Raw genomic sequence first — 21050 nt, forward strand, 5'->3', positions numbered from 1 at the left:
CCGGGGGCTCACGGAGCGGCGCGCTGGATCAGCAGGAGCGCGGCGTCGTCGTTGAGGCGTCCGCCGTTGTGATCGAGCAGCCTCGCGTGCAGGGCGTCGAGCGTGCCGGTGAAATCCGCCGTGAGGTGCTGCTGCAGGCGTTCGGGGAGAGGAAAGAAGACCCCTTGGTGGTTCCGGGCCTCCGTCACCCCGTCCGTATACAGCAGCAGCTGGTCGCCCTCCTCGAAAGCGACGCTCACCAGCGCGGGCCTGGCCTCACTGAGTTCGAGGAGTCCGAGCGGAGGAACCGTCGACTCGGGCTCCACGACGGTGACCACCTGGCGGTGGACGAGGAGGGGCGGCACATGACCGCAGTTGGCGATGTGGAGCCGGTCCGGGGAGGGGAAACCGACGAGGACCGCGGTCACGAAGTCGTCGCTGCCGAGATTGCGGCGGAGGCTGTTCTCGACCCGGTCCACGACGCGGAGCAGGTCCGGCTCGTCGTGCGCGGCCTCACGGAAGACACCCAGGACGAGGGCGGCGGTGCTGACGGCGGGCAGCCCCTTGCCCCGCACGTCGGCCATGATGGCCCGGGGGCCGAAGGGGGTCAGGACGACGCCGTACAGGTCGCCTCCGATGCTGGCCTCGGCGGCCGCCGCGCTGTACCGCACGGCGATGCGCAACGACCCCACCCGTTCGGGCACGGGCGCGAGAATGGCCTGCTGCGCCGCCTCGGCCACGGACCGTACCGCGATCAGCTCCCGTTCACGGCGCTGCCGCAGCGCGCTCAGCAGCGCGCTGGCCACAGTGATCACGGCCAGCGCCGCCAGCACGAAGGCCTGGTCGTCGACGCTCGGTGACCCCGGGCGCATACCCAGGGTCACTCCGATGGCGAGCGAGACGGCCCCGAACGCGATCACGCTGCGGGGGCCGTAGCGTGCGGCGGCCAGGGCGGGGGCCGCGGCGAGCATCGACAGCCAGCGCAGCCCCGGTCCGGCCAGGACCGCGACCAACAGGTCGGTCGCGATGACCACGAAGGGAGTAATGGCCGCGATCAGGGCGACCCTTCGTGAGAGCTGCGGCCCCGGCCCCGTCACCAGCTCGTCCGGCGCGTGGTGCCTTGACTGTGTACGTGCCATGTCGCTGTTCCTAGGGACCTCACCAGAAATCCCGCCAGTGCCGGGCAGGGCCGACCACGGCCGCGCGCCCCGACGTGTGGCCGCAGCCGGCCTCCCCGAAGGGCGATCACTGTATTCACATCATATGTGACCGATTATGCGCATATGAGAAGGATTCCGCGCGTCGGCGTCCGGTTACCGCGCCATTTCCGGATCCCGGCCCGCGCCGGCCACGGTCTCCCAGTCGGCGCCCTCGGCCACCAGGGCGCGATAGGCCCGAGCCGCCCGCGCCATGTTGACGGCGACCGCCCCGCACACCCGGCCGCCGAGCCCGTACAGCGCGATCAGCTTGCGTTCGGCGAGGCCGCCCTCCACGACGCGCATCCGGTCGGCGCCCCGCGTGCGGCCGAAGATCTGCACCTTGAGGTCGTACTGATCGGACCAGACGTACGGGACAGGGTCGAACGGAACCGCGGCTCCGGGCCCCGCCAGGATATTGCGGGCGACCGCCAGCCCCTGCTCGGCGGCGTTCGTACGGTGCTCGATCCTGGTCGGGATGCCGGTACGCGGATGCAGCCAGCAGGCGACATCGCCGGCCGCCCACACATCCGATCCGGCGTACAGCGTGGCGTCGCACTCGACACCGTTTCCCACCGGGACACCGCTGCCCGCCAGCCACCCGGTATTGGGCCGGGCACCGATTCCGACCAGCACCGCGTCCGCCTCCAGTGTCCGGCCGTCGGCGAGGCGCACCCCGGTGGCGCGGCCCCCCTCGGACCGGATCCCCTCGACGAGCACGCCCGGCTCCAGGCGTACCCCCTGCTCGCGGTGCACCTCGGCGAGCATCGTCCCCAGCTCCGGACCGAGTACGTCGGCCAGGGGCGCGGGGACATCGCTGACCATGGTCACCTCGGCGCCCATCCGGCGGGCGACGGCGGCGGCCTCGCAGCCGACGAAACCGGACCCGACCACGACGAGCCGCGGTCCGCCCCGCAACGCCTCCCGCAGCCCGAGAGCGTCCTCCAGGGTGCGCAGCACATGCACTCCGGAGACGCCTTCGGTGCCGGGCAGCCGACGGGCGGCGGCGCCCGTCGCCACCACCAGCGCGTCGTAGCCGACCCGCTCGCCGTCGGCCAGGACGACCTCGTGGGCCGCCACGTCCAGGGACTGTGCCGGGACGCCGAGCCGCAGGTCCAGCCGCAGGCCGGCGAGGGCCTCCTCGCCGCGCAGCCGCAGCCGCTCGGGCTCCCAGTCGCCCGACAGCAGCTGCTTGGACAACGGCGGCCTGTCGTACGGCAGATGGGCTTCCTCTCCGATGAGGGTGATCCGCCCCTCGTAGCCGGCCCGGCGCAGCCCCTCGGCGGTGCTCACGCCCGCGGCCGAGGCGCCGACGACGGTCACTTGACGGATTTCACTCACTCCAGCTCCAGTTGGATCGCCGTCGCGGGGCAGCGGGTCACGGCCTCGCGTCAGGGACGAAGGCTATGCCGTCCCCGTCGCCGGGCCCAGGGCGTGTCCGGGGCCGCGCCTCAGCGGATCAGTGACTGCCAGTTCGGGGCCTGGGCGGGGTCGAGGGAGCGCAACTGGCTGAGCACGCCGGGGTCCTGGGCGTCGAGCCAGTCGGCCAGTTCACGGAAGGACACACAGCGCACCCCCTCGCGCGGGCACACCTCCCGCATCATGTCCTCGACGGCGTCCATGTAGATGCCGCCGTTCCAGTCCTCGAAGTGGTTGCCGATGAACAGCGGTGCGCGGCTGCCGTTGAAGACCCGCTCGAAGCCGTTCATGTAGGCGTCCCGGGTCTCGCCGCGCCAGGTGGGCCACATGGACGGATCGCCCTGGGTGCTGTCGCCGGACTGGTTGTAGAGGAGGTTGAAGTCCATGGAGAGCACCTGGAAATCACGCCCCGGATAGGGCAGCAGCTGGAGGGGGAAGTCCCAGACGCCGTCCTTCTCGGCGGGCCAGATCTGGAAGTCCCCGGACGAACTCGCGTCGTAGCGCCAGCCAAAGGGCTTGCCGGCGGGTATCAGCGTCTTCTGTCCCTCCAGGCAGGGCGCGCGGCCGCCCGCGATCTCCCGCTCCGGGTCGAAGGGCAGCGGGGCGAGGTCGGTGAACCCGGTGTTCGTCTTCCACTCCTTGATGAAGGAGTAGGTCTGGTCGATCTCGCTCTTCCACTCCCCCTCGCTCCAGTCCCCGCCGCCCTTGTCGCCGCAGAAGTGGCCGTTGAAGTGCGAGCCGATCTCGTGGCCCTCCGTCCAGGCCTTCCGGAGCTGGTCCAGGGTCATCCGGATGTGCCCGGGCGTCGGGTACGAGATGGCCGCGGCCCCGGCGCCGTGCTGCGGCGGCTTGTAGAGCCGCTTCTTGGACTCGGGCAGCAGATAGATGCCGGTGAGGAAGAAGGTCATGTGCGCGCCGCTCTCCTTCGCCGCCTCGCGGAAGCGGGAGAACAGTCCCTGCTCGTCCTCCAGAGCGCCGTCCCAGGAGAACACCACGAACTGGGGTGGTTTCTGCCCCGGTTTGAGGCGCTCGGGCTTCAGTTGTCCCGGCTTGGGGCCGGTGTAGGAGGTGGAGCCGTCCCCCAGCACCTTGACCTTCCCGTCCCACTCCTCGTCGTCACGGTCCGCTCCTGCCCTGGCCGACGCGCCGGGGCGGGCGCGCGGCCCGGCGCTCCCGTGAGCGGTGGCGGCCGTGGGCGGCCGCGCTGCCGGCGAGGCCGCGCCCGCGTCGCCGTCGACGAGCGGGACGGCGGCCGCGGCCGCCACGACGGCCAGCACCGCCCCTAAGGCGACATGGGCACGGGTGGCGGAGCGCGGGAACGCTCGCCATCTGGCACGAGTGGTGCGGGTCATACGGAATCGCTTTCCTGAAGGAGTCGATGAGACGGCGGTGGTGAGACACCGTCGATGAGAAGAGGTGCGGGCACGGCGGTCGGTTCACTCCTGACCCGTCACGGTCTTCAGGTAGTCGGCCCAGATGCGGGCCGGGTATGTCAGATCGGCGTCGTCGGCTCCGCCGAGGCCGGTGAGCGGCAGCGGTTCGAGATTCTTCAGGTCCATGCGGTAGACGACGACGGCCGTCGCCTCCTGCGCGGTGTAGCCGGCGAACCAGCCCGCGGTGTGGTCCTGCGTGGTGCCGATCTTGCCGGCGGCCCAGGCGTCCAGGCCGTTCGCGGGTCCGGAGCTGTCGTCCTGAAGGGCGCCCCGGAGAGCGTCCGTGACCTGCCCGCTCACCTTGGCGCTGAAGGCCCGGTCGCTCCGTGGACGTGCCAGCCGCACCGGCTCTCCGTTACGGGACACCCGCGCCACCGAGTACGGCTCCGTGTGCAGGCCCCCCGCGGCGAACGTCCCGTACGCGGCGGCCATCCGGATGGCGCTCGGCGTGGAGTTGCCCAGGGCGAAGGCGGGCACCCGCGGCCCGAGGCTGGAGGCGAGGATCCCGGCGTCCTGGGCGGCGCGGCCCACGCGGTCGAGGCCGACGTCCATCCCGAGCTGCAGCAGGGGGGTGTTGGCCGAGTGGACCATCGCGTCGTTCAGGCTGAGCCACCCCCAGGAGCGGTCGCCGTCGTTCTGCCCCTTGACCACCTTGCCGTTCCGGTCCCAGTAGGGGCCTTCGGGGGTACGCACGGCGAGATCGTCGGCACCGTCATAGGTGGTGGAGGGAGACACGGGGGTGCGGGGCTCACCGCGCTCGCGTTCGACGCCGTCGCGCAGCGCGGCCGCGTACACGAACGGCGTGAACGCCGACCCCGCGGGGACCGTGACCGCGTTGGACTCGTTGAAGCCCTGCACGAGAGAGTCGGGGCCGCCGTACACGGCGAGTATGCGCCCGTCGGGGGCGATGGACGCGGCGCCGGTGCGCGCGTGCCGGTCGGCCTTCCGGTTCTTCGGGTCCAAGGTCTCGCGGGCTGCGCGCACCGACTTGGTCAGAGCCGCCGTCCGCGGCTTCTCGAAGGTGGTGTAGATCTGATAGCCACCCAGGTCGAACGCGGCGTCGGAGATACGGCCCGACTGCTTGAGATAGGTCGTGGCGAGGGCGACCAGATAGCCCGGCTGTCCGCCCGCCGTGGAGTCCTGGGGTGGGGCCTTCGGCTCGGGGAAGACCGTATAGGCGGCCCGCTCCGAAGGGGACAGGACGCCGGTCGTGACCATCCGGTCGAGAATCCAGCTCCACCGCTCCACCGCCCGTTGGTGGGTTTTCGCGCTGATCGCCGGGTCGTACAGCGAGGCTCCCTTGAGGAGGGACGCCAGAAACGCGGCCTCACTGGCGTCGAGGTCGGTGACTTCCTTCCCGTAGTAGGCCTGCGCGGCGCGTTGGATGCCGTACGTCCCCCGGCCGAACCAGCTGGTGTTGAGATAGCCCTCCAGTATCCGGTCCTTGCTGAGCTGGTTGTCGACCTTGACCGCGAGGAGGAGCTCGTCGAACTTCCGGGAGAAGGTCTGATCCTGGTTGAGATAGGCGTTCTTGACGTACTGCTGGGTGATGGTGGAGCCGCCCTGGGTGTCACCACCGCCGACCATCCGCAGCAGCGCGCGGGTCATTCCGGAGGCGGAGACACCGGGATCGGAATAGAACCCCGCGTTCTCCGCGGCCAGTACGGCGCCCTTGACGTCGTCGGGCACCTTGGACAGGGGCATCTCCTGCCGGCTGACCCAGCCGCTACGCGCCATCTGCGAGCCGTCCGCCCAGTAGTACACGTTGTCCTGCTGGGTCGCGAAGCTGTTGAGGCGTTCCGGTATCTCTGTCTGCGCGTAGGCGTACATCACCAGCCCGGTGAGGCCGGCCGCGCCGATCAGTAACAGGCCGGACAGCTGGCGCCAGGACGGCAGCCATCGCCGGGGGCCGGAACGGTTCGCGCGTGGGTAGTCCGGGCGGCGTAGCCGCGGGATCCGCAGGAATCTCGTACGAGCGGTCCGTCCACGCCGGGGGGAAGGGGTGGCGGCTCCGCGTCCGCTCGTCGTCCGCTCCGTGCGGCGGTCGCGGCGGGGTGCGTGCTGCATACCTGCGAGATCTCCTGACAAGAAGGTGTTCCGAGCTTTGGCCTACACCTCACTGACGCGTTGGGCCCAGCGGAATGTTTCAACGCCCGGCGGGAAGGTTTGGGAGCCTATGGTGCGGCTTGGAGCGTTGGAGAGCCGGTCCAGCCATTCGCTCATCAGTTCCGCCTCGGCGGGGCTGAGCACCGAGTCCGGCGACCGGTTCAGCAGTGCGCGCAGCCGGGCCGCGGTGGACGGCATGTGTGTCTCTTCCACGCCGCTCCACGAGAGATCGGGGGCCGTGGCCGGGCCGGGCACGTCCGGGGTGACGAGAGCGACGGCGTGCACGGCGTCCCGCACGCGCCGCGATGTGCTCGTGTCGGGGAAGGCCGAAGGGCGGGCGACGAGCATCAGTGCCACGCCGGTGTTGGCGGACATGATGATCTGGGCCGCCAGCTCCGGGGCGAGGCGCAACCGCCCTTGCGCCGCCGCCCGTTCCAGGTCCCGGGTGAGTATGCGGTGGGACTCCAGCGCCGCGGCCGGCGGAGTGCGCATCGCGGGGGAATGCATCAGCCGGTACAGGTTCGGGTTCTTCAGGGCGAAGTCCACATGGCTGTCCCAGCCGTTTCGCAGGTCGTCGACGGGGTCCGCGCCGGGGCTGCGCCGTCGCTTCGTCGCCAGGTACGCGTCGAAGCCATGGTCGACCACGGCGGACAGCAGGCCCTCTTTGTCGCCGAAGTGCCGGTAGAGGGCCGGCGCGCCCACCTGTGCGGCCTCGCACACGGAGCGGGTGGAGACGTCCCCGTTCGGGGACCGTGCGACCAGATCGGCCGCCACTTCCAGGATGCGTGCCCGTCCACTCGTCATCCGGTGATCCGCATCAGCGAGATACGGTCGCCGTCCACCGTGAACGCGAAGTCGGACGGCCCGTTGAACCCGTTCCCGCCCACCGTCGCGCTCACCGTCACGGTGTCGCCCGACCGGCGTGCCCCGGTGACGGCCAGGCTGACGTCCACGCCGATGAACTCCTTGTCGCTCCATCCGCGGATCGCCGCACGCCCCTTGAACGTGCGGCCCCAGTCGTCGACCGCGCCGTCCTCGGTGAAGCTGTCGAGATAACCGTCGATGTCACCGGAGTTGGCGGCGTCCACGGCGCGCCGGACGGCGGGGGGCAGGTCGGAGCTGTTCATGGTGGTCTCCCGTTCGGTACGAGGTGAGCTGGTGCGAGGTGAGCTGGTGCGAGGTGAGCTGGTGCGAGGTGAGCGGACGGGGTGGGTTGTCACAACGCCGTCCCCCGGTGCGAAGCCTTCGCCCGTATGGAGAACAGGCCGACCGCCGCGAGGAGCGGCACGAGCAGCCGCAGGGCCTCCTCGCCGGCGGAGCGCACCGGGACGACGCGCGCCGCCGTCTCCATCGCGGCCACGGCCACCACCAGGGCGGGAAGGAGGGCCACGGCCGTGGTCGCCTTCGGGAAGCGGCGTCCCAGCGGGCGCAGCACTCGGTCCGTACCCGCGCTGCCCAGCGTCACGAGGGCGCCCAGCAGGCCGGAGGCGACGATCACGGCGGCTTCGTGCGTGAACACCTGGGCGGCGGATATGAGCCACGGCGTGGTGGCCGCGTCGGCCGTGACGGCGCGGTGCAGGGACCAGACCAGGCCCCACACGCCGCCCATCAGCGCTCCGGTGACGACGCCCGAGGCCAGATAGGCGCCCAGATCGGGAGAGGGGGCCGGCCGGGGCGCCGCGAGCCGGTGGACGCGGGCCGGAAGGGAATGATGAGACACGGGAACCTCACTTCGCCAGACGCGGTGGGTGGCGTTCTCCGCAACCCGACGGATCAACGCTAACACCAATACGTTAACTACGCTACCCCCATGCGTAGCACCGCTACGCCCCACCCGCGTCCCGACCCCGGACCCGACCCCGGACCCGACTCCGGCCCCAGCCCCGTCAGAGGTCCGGCTTGGCGAGGTGGCTGGCACTGCCTCCGCGCCACTCGACCAGGAAGAGCGTCGCGTCGTCGCTCGTGGACCCGTCCCTCGCCCGCGTCAGCGTGTGGGAGAGGGCCCGCACCATCTGCTGCACGCTCGTACTGGACGGGCCGACGCGCTCGATGGCGTCGGTCAGGCGCGCCTCGCCGAACGGCTCCCCGCCGGAGACGTGTTCTTCGACGAGCCCGTCCGTGTAGAACAGCACCCGGTCGCCGCGCTGGAGCTGCTGCGTGCTGATCTGCGGCGTGTCACCACCGAAACCGACCGGCAGCGTTCCCGGCCCCTGCAGCGCCTGAATGACACGGTGATCACGGATGAGCAGCGGCGCCGGGTGGCCGGCGTTGACCCACTCCAGCCGGCCGCTGACGATATTGAGACGCATCATCTGCGCCGTGACAAAGCTTTCCGGGGTGAATTGCTCCTCGACGACCTGGTCCATGAACGCGTACAGCTCGGCGAGCCCCACGTTGGCCCGTCGGGCGTGCCGGTAGGCCCCCACGGCGGCCGTCGCCAGCATGGCGGCGTTCAGGCCGTGCCCCATGGCGTCGATGATGGCGAGATGCAGGACCTCGTCGTTGAGGGCGTAGTCCAGACTGTCGCCGGCGACGTTGTAGGCAGGCTCCATGATCCCGGCGACGGAGACCTGAGGCGTGACCATCGTCAGCGGGGGCAGCAACGACCACTGGATCTCCGCGGCCACGCTCATCGGCTGCCGGCGCCGCGCCTGGAAGAACTGGTCCGTGTAGCCGTTCTTGGTGACCACCATGTCGGCGACCAGTCCGGCGAGGCGTCGCAGCAGCCGGCGGTCGTCGTCATCGACCGTGTCCAGCGTCAGCGCCATGACCCCGACCTCGTCACTGCCGTCCAGCAGAGGCAGGTACAAGCGCACGCCGTCGCCCCGCTGACGCTCGACCGGGGTCGCGTGGAGGAAACACTCACCAGCCGGGGAATCGTCGATGGAAACGGGGCTTCCGACCAGGAGCCCTTCCCCCGCGAGCGGAACCAGCAGCAGCTGGCCGTAGTCCTGCAGGAGGATCGAGACATCCCGCCCCCCGACCAGGCGCACTTCTTCCGCCACCAGGGGAGCGATGAGCTGAGGCGGCATCTCGTGCGCACGGTCCAGGAGTTGTCCCAGCAGCCGCTCGCCGAACCCCTCCGACCGGTCCACACCCACGAGGCGCCCCGTCATCGGCACCTCAGCCCGGGACGCCGCCCACTCTCGTCCCCCGCTGGTTCCCCTGCCTTGCTTCCGCGCACAGCGCGAGCCAATTGCATAGAGTCATTATGCTGACAAAAGTCGAAAATCGCCTCAAACCCTCGCACGCCCGGTCGCGCGAGGATCACAGATCGAGCACCACACTGTCCGTGGGACGGGAGCAGCAGATCAGCGCGTTGCCGTCGGCCGGCTGGTCGATCGGGTCCGGGGAATAGCCGACGGCGCCCGAGAGCAGAGCGGTCTCGCAGGTGTGGCAGATTCCTGTGCGGCACGACCACCGGGTGGGTACGTCGCATGCCTCCGCCAGTTCGAGCAGGCTCGCCCGGTCCGGATCCCAGCGCACCGTGAGGCCGCTGCGGGCGAACGAGACGACGGGCCCCGTGCCGGTGGAACCGTCGGGCGGGTGGGGCGGCCGGGCCGGCCCGGAGACCACACCGGGTGTCAGAGCGGCGCCCGCGCCGAAGGCCTCCGTGTGGATCCGGGCCGGCTCCAGCCCGGACGAATCGAGGACCGAGGCGAGATCGCTCATGAAGTCCGGGGGGCCGCAGAGATACGCGTCGGCGTCCCGGGGCAGGCCGAGACCGCCGACCAGGCCGGCGGAGAGCCGTCCCCTCGCGGTGTAGTCGACGCCCTCGCGGTCGTCGTCGGCGGGACGGCTGTAGCAGACGAAGGAGTGACTGTCCGTCAGCCGGTCCAGCAGGGCGCGGCTTTCGTCGGCGAACGGGTGCTCCGTCCCGTCGCGCGCCCCGTGCAGCCACCACACCTGCCGACCGGACCCCTCGTCGGCCAGCGCGTACAGCATGGCCAGTACGGGCGTGGCACCGACTCCGGCGGACAGCAGCAGCACCGGCTCCTCGCCGTCCCGGAGGAAGAACGAACCGCGCGGCGCGGCGACGTCAAGGGTGTCGCCGACGCCGACCCGGGTACGGAGGTGGCTGCTGGCGGCGCCGTGCGGCTCCTGCTTCACGCTGATCCGGTACCGGTCGGCGCCGGGCGGGCCGGACAGCGAATAGCTGCGGATCAGCGGCGCCGCGCCGCCTTCCGGTTGGAGCCGCAGCGTAACGGCCTGCCCGGGTTCCCACGCGGGAAGGGCCGAGCCGTCGGCGGCGGCCAGCGACAGGGAGAACACGCTGCGGCTCTCCGCATGGATCCCGGCGACTCGCAGGGGCCGGAAGCCGGCCCAGGCCGGCGGCGGGCCACTCGCGGCCGGGGTCAGGCCCGTGTTGCCTGCCGTCCCTGACGGCTCGTGATCCGCCTGTTCGAGAATGGCCCGCAGGGAGGTCCGCCAGCCGGGGCTCAGCGCGGAAATGCTCAGCGCGCGGTCGACCCCGTCCCGGGGATGTCCCGGCAGATAGAGCAGCGCGTCGATCTCGGCGACCGTCATCCCCACGGGATCGGAGGAGATCTTCGTGATCTCCTGCCCGGCCTCCACCTCTCCCTCGACGAGCACGCGGAGGTAGAAGCCCGGGCGCCGGTGGGACACCAGCAGGGCGGGCAGTTGTGGCTCGCCCATCCGCAGGCCCACCCGATAGCACGTCACCCGCGGCTGGGTCACCTCGAACACGGCGCCGCCGATGCGGTAGCGGTCACCGATGCAGACCTCGTCGTCCGGCAGGCCGTCGACCGTGAAGTTCTCCCCGAACTGTCCGGGCACGAAATCGTCCCGGCCCAGCTCCTTCTCCCAGTAGCGGTACGAATCGGTCTGGTAGACCAGCACCGCGCGGTACTCGCCGCCGTGCCCCGCCAGATCCCCCTGGCCGTCCCCGTCGATATTGAGGCGCCGCACCATCCGGGGCCCGGTGACAGGCTGCTTCCACACACCGGTGTACACCGTACGACCGCGCCAGAGGACATCCTGCGGCAGACCCACGTTCACTGCGGTCAGCTTGGCCAACGCTCTCGCCTCGCCTCAGGTCGGATGCTCCCATCCAGGGTGGCACGGAAGGCGCCGGCCCGCGCAGCGGGTCACCGTGCACCGGGGGTCACCCGAGCAGCGCCGCCACCGTGACCAGAACCGGCACCGACAGCATCGTGGACAGCAGGATCGACTCCCGCGCGAGTCGCTCGGCGACCCGGTAGCGCGAGGCGTACGTGAAGAGATTCTGGGCGGCGGGCAGGGCCGAGGTGACCACGACATCCAGCAGGGCCGCGCCGTGCAGCCCGAAGACCCAGGCCCCCAGCATCCAGGCCACCACGGGCTGGCCCGCGGACTTCAGGGCCGCGGAGAGCAGGACCGGGTGCCGGTCGGGGCCACGGCCCGGCAGAGCGCTGCCGCGCAGCGAGATGCCGAAGGCCAGCAGCACGGCGGGGACCGACATGTTCCCGATCAGTATCAGTGGATCCAGGACCGGTCCCGGCACCGTCCACCCCGTGGCCGCGACCGCGACCCCGCACAGGGAACTGGCCGCGATCGGGTTGCGCAGCGGTGTGGTCAGGCGCTGCCACACCGGGCGCTTCTCCCCAGGACCCGACAGGTCGAGCACCGTCAACGCGACCGGGGTGACCACAATCTGCTGGAACAGCAGGACCGGAGCGACGAGGGAGGCGTCGCCGAGCACGTACACCGCGATGGGGATACCGAGATTGCCCGCGTTGACATAGCTGGAGCACAGCGCCCCGATCGTGGTACGCCCCACGCCCCAGCGGCAGACCACGGCGACCGCCACGAACACCCCGGCGGCGGCCGCGGTGCTGATCGCCGTGATCAGCAGGCGGCTGGAGAGGACCACCGACAGATCGGCCTGCGCGAGCGTCGTGAACAGCAGCGCCGGTGTGGCCACGTGGAAGGCGAGCTTGGTGAGCACCTCACGTCCGTTGTCCCCGAGATATCTGCGCCGGCCGATCAGATAACCGACCCCGATGACGACCGCGATGACCGCGAATCCGGTCAGAACTCCCCGCACTGCGCGCCCCGGTCACAGAGAAGGGAAATCCCGGTCGGCGGTACGGATCCGTGTGTCATGCAGCCAACCCTCCCGAGGAACGTCCCCCGAGGTCAACGTGATCTCGCGCACCGGTCCCGCACACGGCGGTGGGCATCATGACATCATCGACTTGTCCCCCTCTGGCCCGCGTCGGAAGGCCGGTCCCATGAGTCATGACCAGCACGGACACCCCCACCGGTGGGCACGGCTGCGGCACCGCGCGGGACACCTGCTGACACCGCACTCGCACACGGCTGCCGACAGGACCGACCGTGCGCTGGAGGCCTCCGCCAAGGGCATGCGGACGCTGTGGACCTCGCTCGCCGTGCTCGGTGTGACGGCGGCGGCGCAGTTGGCCGTGGTGGTGCTGTCCGGGTCGGTGGCCCTGCTCGGAGACACCGTCCACAACGCCGCGGACGCGCTGACCGCCCTGCCGCTGGGCGTCGCGTTCGTGCTGGGCCGCCGCGCGGCGAACCGCCGCTTCACCTATGGCTACGGGCGGGCCGAGGACCTGGCGGGCCTCGTCATCGTGCTCACCATCACCGCCTCGGCCGGGTTCGCCGCCTGGACCGCCGTCGACCGGCTGCTGAACCCGCGGGAGATCAGCTATCTGCCCGCCGTCGCGGCAGCGGCGGTGATCGGCTTCCTCGGCAACGAGTGGGTGGCCCGCTACCGCGTCCGCGTCGGACGCGAGATCGGCTCCGCCGCGCTGGTCGCCGACGGACTGCACGCCCGCACCGACGGATTCACCTCACTCGCCGTCCTGCTGGGCGCGGGCGGCGCCGCGCTCGGCTGGCGGCTCGCCGACCCGATCGTGGGTCTGGTCATCACCGCCGCCATCCTGCTCGTCCTGCGCGACGCCTGCCGCGAGGTGTTCCGCCGGATCATGGACGCCGTCGACCCCGCCCTCGTCGACACCGCGGAACACACCCTGGAACGGGTGCCGGGCGTACGGGCGGTGAGCGAACTGCGACTGCGGTGGATCGGTCACCACCTGCGCGCCGAGGTCGCCATCGTCGTCGACGGGGAGCTGACCGTCCGCGCCGCGCACCAGGTGGCGGTCGACGCCGAACACGCGCTGCTGCACGCCGTACCGAGACTGGCCGCGGCCCTGGTGCACGCCGATCCCGCCCCGGTACCGGGCGCCCCCGACCCGCATGTGGTCCTCGCGCATCATCTGACGTGAGCGAAGAACCTGGCCGTCAGTTGCGTGGCAGCAGTGTTCCCAGCGGGCCGAGGTCGAGGTTGAGGTCTTCGGCCGTCAGTCCGTGCTGGTCACACAGCTCCTTCATACGCTCGTCGAGCAGCATGAGCGTCGTACCGATCCGGTCCACCTGATCGTCGCTGAGGTCGCCCTGCTCGACGCGGCGGATCGCCTGCCGTTCCATGAGCTGGCGCAGGAGTTCCACCACCGTCAGGACCAGCGCGACCAGGTCGCGCCCCATCTGCTCGCGATCCACGTCGAACCGTGCGCTGGTCATAGGGGGCCTCCGTCCGCCCAGGGGGCGGGAACGCGTTCACTGACCGAGGACAGCAGGGCGTGCAGCGACAGCCGGACCAGGGGCACATCGGCGATGGCGATGACCAGATCACCGCTGACCACCACTCCGGTCGCCAGGACACGGTCGAGAAGATCGACGAGGGGAACGCCGATGGGACCTGACAGCGGCTCGGGGGTGTTCCAGGGCACCGGCTCGCGCTTCGTCACTGTCACACCTCGCCGGCGAAGGAGTAGGGCACCCACGGTCCTGACATCTCGATGTGCGCCCCGGTCAGACGGCGCAGTGACCGCACCGCGCGGGAGACTTCGTCGGTACGGTCCGCCGCGACCAGATAGGCCGCGTTGAGAACCTGGAGTCCTCGTCCGTCCGTCAGTTCCTGGGCGTGCGTGCGCAGTCGCCGTGAGGCGGCGGCCAGAGCGCGCATCGCGGTGTCCACCGTGTCGGCGGTGCGCAGTGCCTCGTCGTGCTGCTGTTCGCGCCGCTGGTGGACGTCTCGTTTACGGTCCAGATAGGCGCGGCCCGCACCGGCGGAAGGCCGGCTGCGCCCGGTCGGCGCCGGCTCCGGTGCGACGGGCTGCCGGGGCGCCGTCGGCGCGTACACCTTCACTCCCCACTCGACGCGTCCCTCGATACGCCGCAGGGCGGTGTGGAAGCGGTCGGCGTCCTGGTCGAGGGCGTGGCGGGCACGCTCGTCGCCGCGGTAGAGCGTGGCCAGCGCGAGGGGAACCGTGGGTCCACAGGTGGCGGCGGCGGACACCACCTCGTGATGGGCGCGGGCACACCGTTCCAGTTCGTGCTGGTCCGACAGGCGTTCCTGCCAGGCTTCTTCGGTGAAGTGGGCTGCCTCGACCCGCTGGACGACGGCCGTGAGCGTCCCGAAGGACAGCGTGCGGACGGGCGCGTTCCCGGAGAGCCCGGGGAGAGCGGTGAGGACGGCCGGTTCGAGACGGCGGCAGACGGCGAAGACATAGGTGGCGGTGGTGTCGGCGAGGCCGGGTACGGGCGTGCTCATGTCCCTTGTCTCTCCTTGCTCCTGGCCGGGGGCGGGGCCTGCTCATGAGCGGATTCGAGGGCCGCCAGGCGCGTGCGCAGTTCATGGTTCTCGTCCTGCAGGGCGCTGCGGGCGGCGCGGGAGCTGAGGGCCGGGTCGGTCTCCCACCAGTCGATGCCGGCTTTCTTGGCGGTCTCCACGGACGCGACGAACAGACGCAGCCGGATGGTCAGCAGCTCGATGTCGAGCAGGTCGATCTTGATGTCACCGGCGATCACGATGCCTTTGTCGAGGACGCGTTCAAGAATGTCGGCGAGGTTGGTGGTACTCGGGCCGGGGGTGACACCACCGCCCTGCCTGAAGTCGATATCGGTCACAGGGCCGCTCACTCCTCTTCCTCGTCCTCGGCCGGTTCATCCTCGTCCTCGTACTCCCACTCGCCCTCTTCGTCCTCTTCGCCTTCCTCAACCTCGTCCTCGTCAGCGACCTCGCCGTCCTCCTCCTCTTCCTCCTCCTGCTCGGCCTCTTCCTCCTCCATGGCCTCTTCGTGCGTACGGACGACTTCGCCGTCCCGGATCTCACCGCGCCACGCGTCCTCGGGCTCTTCTTCGGTGAGCGTGACGTACCGCTGGAAGTGCTTGAAGTCCAGGCGCAGGCGCCGGCCCTGAGCGCGCCACAGGTTGCCGGTCTTCTCGAAGAATCCGGACGGGTAGTACTCGACGACGAGGACGATGCGGGTCAGGGACGGCCCCAGCTCATGGAAGCTGACAGCTCCACGGGTCGTGCCCTTGGCGCCTTCCGAGGTCCATACGATGCGCTCGTCAGGCACTTGTTCCTGAACGGTCGCCTTGAAGCCGCGCGTCGACGGGCCGACCTTGACCTTCCAGTCCGTCGTCACCTCATCGCTCTGCGACACATTGCGCACGCCCTTGGTGAAGCTGCCGAACTTCTCGTACTGCGTCCAGTGGTCGTACGCGAAACGGAGCGGCACTCCCAGGTCCAGGACCTCGATGATGCTCGTCACCTTGGTGTCGCCGGCCTTGCCCTTGCCCTTGCCGCCACCGACCAGCTCTTTGGCCTTGCCCACGATGCTGTCCTTCACCCCCTTCGCCTTCTGGGCGAAGAAGGCCTTCACGGGCGATTCGCCCTTGAGGAGGCTGGAACCGATCGCGGGCAGCATTCCGCCGTTCGCCGCGACGTCGGTGAGCTTTCCGGTGACCCCGGTCAGCTTCTCGCCGGCCTTCTCGACCACGTGGTCCACTTGGGCACTCAGGTAGCGGGAGAGTTCTTCACGCAGCCGGTCGAGACCTGAATCGCCGGCGTCAGGGGTGTCCTGTTCTGTCTTGGCCATGACCGGCTACCTCCCGCGATCGGCGCGCTTGGATGTCCTCTTGGCCGCACGCTGCGACGACGACGCCGACTTCTTCGCGGCCGTCTTCTTGGCCGGCGAGGTCTTCTTCGCCGCCGTCTTCCTGGCGGGGGCCGTCTTCTTCGCGGCGGACTTCTTGGCGGGAGCGGACTTCTTGGCCGGGGCGGACTTCTTGGTGGGCGCCGACTTCTTCGCGGGCGCCGACTTCTTGGCCGGAGCGGACTTCTTCGCCGGAGCTGTCTTCTTCGCCGGCGTCCTGCTGGGCTGCCGCTTCCCGGGCGCGGGCCTGCGGCGCCTGGGCGGAGCCTCCTCTTCTTCCGGCTCCTCCTCTTCTTCTTCGGGCTCTTCTTCTTCGGGCTCTTCTTCAGGCTCTTCTTCGTCCTGGTACTCGCCCTCCGGCTCCTCCTCTTCCTCCTCCTCTTCCTCCTCCTCGTACTCGCCCTCCGCCTCTTCCGCCTCTTCTCCCTCCTCGGGCTCTTCCTCCTCCGGCTCCTCTTCTTCCTCTTCCTCGTACTCGCCCTCCGCCTCTTCGTCCCCCTCTTCTCCTTCGTCCTCCGCGGCCTTCTTCCCACCGAGGCTGAGGGTACGGTCACTGATCGCGTCGGCGAGAGAGGCCATACCGCGGTTGGCGACCGCCGTCAGCGCGTTGCGGGCCGCGTCGAGGCCTTCGGACTTCAGCTGCTGCTGGAGCTCGGCAACCTGCGGGACCTCACCGAGCCGGCGCACGCCCTCGGCGACCAGCTGGCGCGGTTCGAGGCCGAAGCGCCTGCCCGCGAGGTAGGTCACGGCGGTCAGCGCGAGCCGGCCCTTCTTCGTACGGCCGAGCACATAGCCACCGACCACTGCGGCAGCCAGAGTTACCTTGGTCTGGTCATCCATGAGAGTGCCACCTTCGCTCGCTCGCCTGGTCCGGCCGACCCTCGTAGAGCCGGTCGAGTAGCCGTTCCTCTTCCTTTTCGAATGCCTCGACGCTGAGGTTTCCTTCTTCGAATTCCTCATTCAGCAAGGCAAGTTGGGCGCGGATGACGGCCGGGTCGTGCACCTCGCGGTCCGCGGCGTCCAGGAGCTGCTCCGCCACCCAGGCCACCCCGCGGACCGGCGCCAACGGCAGGGTGAGAATTCCGCTGATCAGTCCCATGTCAGGCTCCCGCTCTCACGAGAGGGCCCTCGGGCGCGACAAAGCTGTAGCAGGGCAGCGGTCCCGCGACCCGTAGTTCCACATGGTCACGACGGAGCGCGGCGAACTCCCGCGCCACCACCCTGAATCGGTCGCCGGCCGCCCTGTCGACGAGAAATGACGTATTGAGCACGCAACCGGAGACCTCAGGGCCGGCGGCCACGGCGTGGGCCAGGGGTGTCAGCTCCAGCACGGCCCGGCGGCCGGCCTCGGCCGCCCGGCGCGACAGCGCCGTCACCACCGCCTCACCCAGGCGCAGATTCGCCTCGTATCCCGGATGCCGCCGCGCGGCCTCCCGGAGCTGCTGGATATTCCTGTCCTCACGTACGAGACCGGCCAGCGCGTCGGGCGGCGCGAGCGCCTTGACGTTCACCTCGACCCGTCCGGCCAGCCGCTCCAGGGCCGCCAGGTGGCGGCCCTCGGCGGCGGCCAGTTGCTCGTGGACCGTCGCCTCGTCCGGCGCGACCATGCCGAACCGCATCGGCAGCACGGGCCCGCTCTCGGTGAGCCGCAGCAGCAGCTCCTGATGCGCGAGGAGGTCACGGCGGCGGGCGCGCAGCTTCGGCGGAACGTCACTGACGACGGCGGCGAGCGGCCCTTGCGTGAGCACGCGCAGCGGCAGGGGCGGGCTCCCCACTCCGCCGGCTCCCGCCGGAGCCGGCTGCTTCGCCCGGACGATGGCGTAGACGTACACGCCGCTGTCTTCCACCGGTCAGTCCTCCGAGGGACGGCGGCGGCGGGTGGCGGAGCGGGCAGGAGCGCGCCGCCGTGGCCGCGTCTCCTCTTCCTCTTCCTCGTCGGAGTCCTTGTCCCCGCCGCCGACGGCCTGACGCACCGTGTTCCCCACGGACTCGGCCGCCTGCTTCACCTTGCGCTTGCCGACGGACCTGGCCAGCCCGCCGCCGCCACCCAACAGCTCGGGGATCGTGGTGCTGCCCGAATCGCGCTCCAGGTCCAGCCGGTTGCACGCCTCGGCGAACCGGAGGTAGGTGTCGACACTCGCCACGACGATGCGGGCGTCGATCTTGAGGATCTCGATGCCGACCAGGGAGACCCTGATGAACACATCGATCACCATGCCCCGATCCAGGATGAGTTCCAGCACGTCGTACAACGTGCCGGCGCGCGGTACGTACGCGACCTCGTCGGAGTAGGTGGTCGTTCTCATGGGTGCGTCCTCTCGGCTGGTCGGATCGCCACGGTCACTCGTCGGCGGCGCCTCTTCGGTAGCGGCGGACCCTGCGGTACTCCATGAGTTCGCCGTCCTGGTTGAGCTGCACCTCGTACGAAGCGAGCAGGCTTGTGGTGTCGGGGATACGGGGAACCTCCAGGACGTCCACGACGACGCACCATCCGTCGTCGGTGCGCCGCACCCCTGACACGCCCTCCGTGTGATGGCTGATCAAGCTCGCCAGTCGCTCGCGGGCGGCATGAGCGGCATGCTCAGGCCCCTGCTCGGAGGTGGCTCGCCGACGGGGCGCCGTGGACGTGGGCCGGGCCCGTGTTCGACGTTCTTCTGCCATATGACAAGTCTGATCACTATCCCGCCCACCGCATCCTGGGCGGGCCTATCGAGTACGCCGCCCGCGGGGCCGGTTCATTCGCCGCGTTCCGCGGTGTCCCGTGATGTCTGTCCGACCACGGCGGCGAGCCGTCCGAGCATGCTGCGGTGGCGGATCTGGATCAGCGTGTCGACGGCGGTGTTGTGCACCGTCCCGCCGGGGCCGCGCAGCGGATGCTCGTCCACGACGACCAGCGTGTCCTGTCCCCACGGCTGGACCTCGATGGCGATCCTGGCCGTACCGAGCGGGCCGCTGTACGCCTCGAGTTCGAGCCGGTGGGGTGGTTCGTACCGCCGGACGACCGTGTGCCCGCCGACCGTCCACGGGCCGATCCTGACCTGGTATTCGATCGTCGATCCGAGCTCGGGCCACGTTCCGTCGGCCGGGCGGGACCGGGCTGTGCCCACCACCCAGTCCGCGTACCGATTGCCGTCCTCCAGCACCGCCCACACGGCGGCCGGGGGCCTTCTGATCAGCTGATGCCGTACGGCCATGGGTGCCTCCAAGGGCATACATGTGCCCCGTGACCCGCCGGGCGGAAGGGGAGAGTCGTGCTCACTGCACGCGTGCCGCGTGCGCCGAACTGTCGTCACTCTCGTCGTCGGATCCCGGCACGTGGACGTTGAGAACGTTCACATTGGCCTCCACGACTTCCAGCCCCGTCATGCTTTCCACCGAGTCCGAGACATGGGACCGGATATTCCCGGCGGCTTCGGCGATCGGCGTACCGTACTCGACGACGATGTCGAGGTCGATCGCCGCCTGCCTCTCGCCGACTTCCACCGAGACGCCCCGCCCGGGATCGTCCGCACCGGATACCTTCTCGCGCACGGCCCCGAGCGAACGGGACGCGCCCCCGCCCATCGCGTACACACCGGACGTCTCGCGGGTCGCTATACCGGCGATGGCGGAGACGACCGAGTCGGCGATGGTCGTCTTTCCCTTCACCGCGCCGCCCTTGCCGGTGGACATGCCCGCCATCGCTGGTTCGTTGGCTGCCATGAGGGAATTCCCTTCCTGAAGGAGAACTTCCGCCGGTGCCTCCGCTGAGACAGGCGCAAGTGAAATGCCGCCGACCGCAAGGCTCTCCGCTCACGGCCGCGACCCCTTCCTCCCACTCTGCCCGGCTTGCCCGCACGGCGCCATTCGGGTGAGTCCGGCGCGAATGGTGAGCGCAGTGCCCGGCCACGGACCGGCCTGACGGGCAGTCGTCAGGGCGGCCGGGAATCGTGGAGCCGTGTCAGATCGGGGCGCAGCCGGTGCCATACGGGGTGGCGGACATGGCCCGCGGACGTCCAGCCGGACAGGGTGATCTCGGCGACGAGGCGGGGCTCGACCCAGTGCGGAGCCGGCACCCCGACCGGGTTGATGAAGGGGGAGGTGTCACGGGGAATCACGGCCAGGTAGCGGGCGAGGTCGCGCCGCTCGCGGTCGGACAGCCCCGAGCCGACGGCTCCGACGAATCGCAGTCCGGCCCGCTCCGCCACCCCGATCAGGGCCGCGCCGGGAAGGCCGGTGATGCCGCCGCGGCCCTCCGACCAGCCCCCGATGATCACGTCGAGGGTCACGACGTGCTTGGTCTTGCGCCAGTCAGTCGACCGGACGCCCGGGGCGTACGGGGACGACAGGCGCTTCGCGACGACGCCCTCGAAGCCGGCCCGCAGCGAGGTCTCCCAGGCCTGGTGCCCGTGCCCCTCGACGAACGCGGGCACCGACCAGTGCGGACCGCCGAGGCCGAGGCCGGCCAGGACGGACCGCCGCTCCCGGTACGAGGAGCCGAGCAGGGACCGGCCGTCCAGGTACATGACGTCGAACAGCATGAGGTGAACGGGGTACTGCCCCGACAGGTGCGCCGCGCGGCGCGGGTCGGCCACGCCCATCCGGCGCTGCAGCAGCCCGAAATCGGGCCGCCCCTGGTCGTCCAGGACCACGACCTCGCCGTCGAGCACCGCCGGCCGGCCGCGAAGCTGCTCACCGAGCGCCGCGAGCTCCGGGTATGTCGCGCTCGCGTCATTGCCGCCGCGTGTGCTCAGCCGTACCGTCCCGTCGCCCGGCGCGGCGGTGACGCACCGGGCCCCGTCGAACTTGACCTCGAAGGCCCAGTGCTCCTCTTCACCCTCACCGGGCAGCGCGCCGGAGAGGGCGAGCATCGGCCTGATGGCGGGAAGCGGTGCGGTCGGCGCCATGCCTTCGATGATCCCCCGGGCCGTATGCTCCCGCAGATCGGCCGCCGGTGATCGCCGTCCCGG

Annotated in this window: 24 protein-coding genes; 1 reads left to right on the plus strand and 23 read right to left on the minus strand. The window is 70.5% G+C overall.

All coding sequences use genetic code 11. From position 1 onward, the window contains the following. Positions 1 to 8: 8 nt before the first annotated feature. From ACFVWW_RS00810 to ACFVWW_RS00855, 10 genes are all read right to left on the minus strand, one after another. Entirely contained in the window at positions 9 to 1118 is a 1110-nt protein-coding gene (locus tag ACFVWW_RS00810; RefSeq protein WP_384189585.1) for a PP2C family protein-serine/threonine phosphatase, read from the minus strand. A gap of 174 nt (positions 1119 to 1292) precedes the next feature. Then, positions 1293 to 2516: an NAD(P)/FAD-dependent oxidoreductase gene (locus tag ACFVWW_RS00815; RefSeq protein ID WP_386875074.1), complete on the minus strand. Its 1224-nt coding sequence runs from the start codon at positions 2514 to 2516 to the stop codon at positions 1293 to 1295. Between the two features lie 110 nt (positions 2517 to 2626). Further along, a complete protein-coding gene (locus ACFVWW_RS00820; protein ID WP_386875076.1) occupies positions 2627 to 3946 on the minus strand; it encodes a hypothetical protein in 1320 nt (439 codons plus the stop codon). Between the two features lie 84 nt (positions 3947 to 4030). Further along, entirely contained in the window at positions 4031 to 6094 is a 2064-nt protein-coding gene (locus ACFVWW_RS00825; RefSeq protein WP_386875078.1) for a transglycosylase domain-containing protein, read from the minus strand. 42 nt (positions 6095 to 6136) lie between these two features. Next, entirely contained in the window at positions 6137 to 6937 is an 801-nt protein-coding gene (locus tag ACFVWW_RS00830) for a TetR/AcrR family transcriptional regulator (RefSeq protein WP_386875080.1), read from the minus strand. Further along, positions 6934 to 7260, minus strand: a complete 327-nt coding sequence (locus ACFVWW_RS00835; protein WP_384189576.1) for a nuclear transport factor 2 family protein — start codon at positions 7258 to 7260, stop codon at positions 6934 to 6936. Before ACFVWW_RS00835 ends, ACFVWW_RS00830 begins: the two co-directional genes overlap by 4 nt. An 89-nt stretch (positions 7261 to 7349) precedes the next feature. Then, a complete protein-coding gene (locus ACFVWW_RS00840) occupies positions 7350 to 7853 on the minus strand; it encodes a hypothetical protein (protein WP_386875082.1) in 504 nt (167 codons plus the stop codon). A gap of 166 nt (positions 7854 to 8019) precedes the next feature. Continuing rightward, positions 8020 to 9249, minus strand: coding sequence for a PP2C family protein-serine/threonine phosphatase (locus ACFVWW_RS00845; RefSeq protein ID WP_384189572.1), 1230 nt, complete (start codon positions 9247 to 9249; stop codon positions 8020 to 8022). A 151-nt stretch (positions 9250 to 9400) separates the two neighbouring features. Then, entirely contained in the window at positions 9401 to 11170 is a 1770-nt protein-coding gene (locus ACFVWW_RS00850) for an MOSC domain-containing protein (protein WP_386875084.1), read from the minus strand. Between the two features lie 88 nt (positions 11171 to 11258). Beyond that, positions 11259 to 12179, minus strand: coding sequence for an AEC family transporter (locus tag ACFVWW_RS00855; protein WP_386875086.1), 921 nt, complete (start codon positions 12177 to 12179; stop codon positions 11259 to 11261). A gap of 187 nt (positions 12180 to 12366) precedes the next feature. Here ACFVWW_RS00855 and ACFVWW_RS00860 point away from each other — a divergent pair, with 187 nt between their 5' ends. Beyond that, positions 12367 to 13386: a cation diffusion facilitator family transporter gene (locus ACFVWW_RS00860; RefSeq protein WP_386875088.1), complete on the plus strand. Its 1020-nt coding sequence runs from the start codon at positions 12367 to 12369 to the stop codon at positions 13384 to 13386. A gap of 16 nt (positions 13387 to 13402) precedes the next feature. Here ACFVWW_RS00860 and ACFVWW_RS00865 read toward each other — a convergent pair whose 3' ends face one another. The 13 genes from ACFVWW_RS00865 to ligD form a co-directional block, all read right to left on the minus strand. Beyond that, a complete protein-coding gene (locus tag ACFVWW_RS00865) occupies positions 13403 to 13681 on the minus strand; it encodes a gas vesicle protein K (RefSeq protein WP_384189564.1) in 279 nt (92 codons plus the stop codon). Continuing rightward, positions 13678 to 13914, minus strand: coding sequence for a gas vesicle protein (locus tag ACFVWW_RS00870; RefSeq protein WP_384189562.1), 237 nt, complete (start codon positions 13912 to 13914; stop codon positions 13678 to 13680). Before ACFVWW_RS00870 ends, ACFVWW_RS00865 begins: the two co-directional genes overlap by 4 nt. After that, on the minus strand, positions 13911 to 14714 hold the full coding sequence (locus ACFVWW_RS00875; protein WP_386875090.1) for a GvpL/GvpF family gas vesicle protein: 804 nt from the start codon (positions 14712 to 14714) through the stop codon (positions 13911 to 13913). The genes ACFVWW_RS00870 and ACFVWW_RS00875 overlap by 4 nt, the downstream gene beginning before the upstream one ends. Next, positions 14711 to 15070 carry a gas vesicle protein gene (locus ACFVWW_RS00880; protein WP_384189558.1) on the minus strand — a complete coding sequence of 120 codons (360 nt, stop codon included), beginning with the start codon at positions 15068 to 15070 and terminating at the stop codon, positions 14711 to 14713. Before ACFVWW_RS00880 ends, ACFVWW_RS00875 begins: the two co-directional genes overlap by 4 nt. Before the next feature lie 8 nt (positions 15071 to 15078). Further along, positions 15079 to 16044 carry an SRPBCC family protein gene (locus ACFVWW_RS00885; RefSeq protein ID WP_386875092.1) on the minus strand — a complete coding sequence of 322 codons (966 nt, stop codon included), beginning with the start codon at positions 16042 to 16044 and terminating at the stop codon, positions 15079 to 15081. A 6-nt stretch (positions 16045 to 16050) separates the two neighbouring features. Beyond that, the gene (locus tag ACFVWW_RS00890) at positions 16051 to 16941 is read right to left on the minus strand and encodes a histone protein (protein WP_386875094.1); all 891 of its coding nucleotides are present in this window, start codon (positions 16939 to 16941) and stop codon (positions 16051 to 16053) included. Then, complete coding sequence (locus ACFVWW_RS00895; protein WP_386875096.1) at positions 16934 to 17200, minus strand: gas vesicle protein GvpG; 267 nt, start codon at positions 17198 to 17200, stop codon at positions 16934 to 16936. Before ACFVWW_RS00895 ends, ACFVWW_RS00890 begins: the two co-directional genes overlap by 8 nt. Position 17201: 1 nt before the next feature. After that, positions 17202 to 17948, minus strand: coding sequence for a GvpL/GvpF family gas vesicle protein (locus ACFVWW_RS00900; protein WP_384189550.1), 747 nt, complete (start codon positions 17946 to 17948; stop codon positions 17202 to 17204). A 3-nt stretch (positions 17949 to 17951) separates the two neighbouring features. Next, positions 17952 to 18407: a gas vesicle protein GvpJ gene (gene gvpJ, locus ACFVWW_RS00905; RefSeq protein WP_384327509.1), complete on the minus strand. Its 456-nt coding sequence runs from the start codon at positions 18405 to 18407 to the stop codon at positions 17952 to 17954. A gap of 34 nt (positions 18408 to 18441) precedes the next feature. Further along, positions 18442 to 18762 carry a gas vesicle protein gene (locus ACFVWW_RS00910; RefSeq protein WP_384189546.1) on the minus strand — a complete coding sequence of 107 codons (321 nt, stop codon included), beginning with the start codon at positions 18760 to 18762 and terminating at the stop codon, positions 18442 to 18444. A gap of 74 nt (positions 18763 to 18836) precedes the next feature. Continuing rightward, complete coding sequence (locus ACFVWW_RS00915; protein WP_386875099.1) at positions 18837 to 19295, minus strand: SRPBCC family protein; 459 nt, start codon at positions 19293 to 19295, stop codon at positions 18837 to 18839. A 61-nt stretch (positions 19296 to 19356) separates the two neighbouring features. Then, the gene (locus ACFVWW_RS00920) at positions 19357 to 19803 is read right to left on the minus strand and encodes an Asp23/Gls24 family envelope stress response protein (protein WP_384327512.1); all 447 of its coding nucleotides are present in this window, start codon (positions 19801 to 19803) and stop codon (positions 19357 to 19359) included. Positions 19804 to 20012: 209 nt separating this feature from the next. After that, on the minus strand, positions 20013 to 20987 hold the full coding sequence (ligD, locus tag ACFVWW_RS00925) for a non-homologous end-joining DNA ligase (protein ID WP_386875101.1): 975 nt from the start codon (positions 20985 to 20987) through the stop codon (positions 20013 to 20015). Positions 20988 to 21050 lie beyond the last annotated feature (63 nt).

Origin of the sequence: Streptomyces sp. NPDC058198 (assembly GCF_042882605.1) — a bacterium.
Taxonomy (GTDB): domain Bacteria; phylum Actinomycetota; class Actinomycetes; order Streptomycetales; family Streptomycetaceae; genus Streptomyces.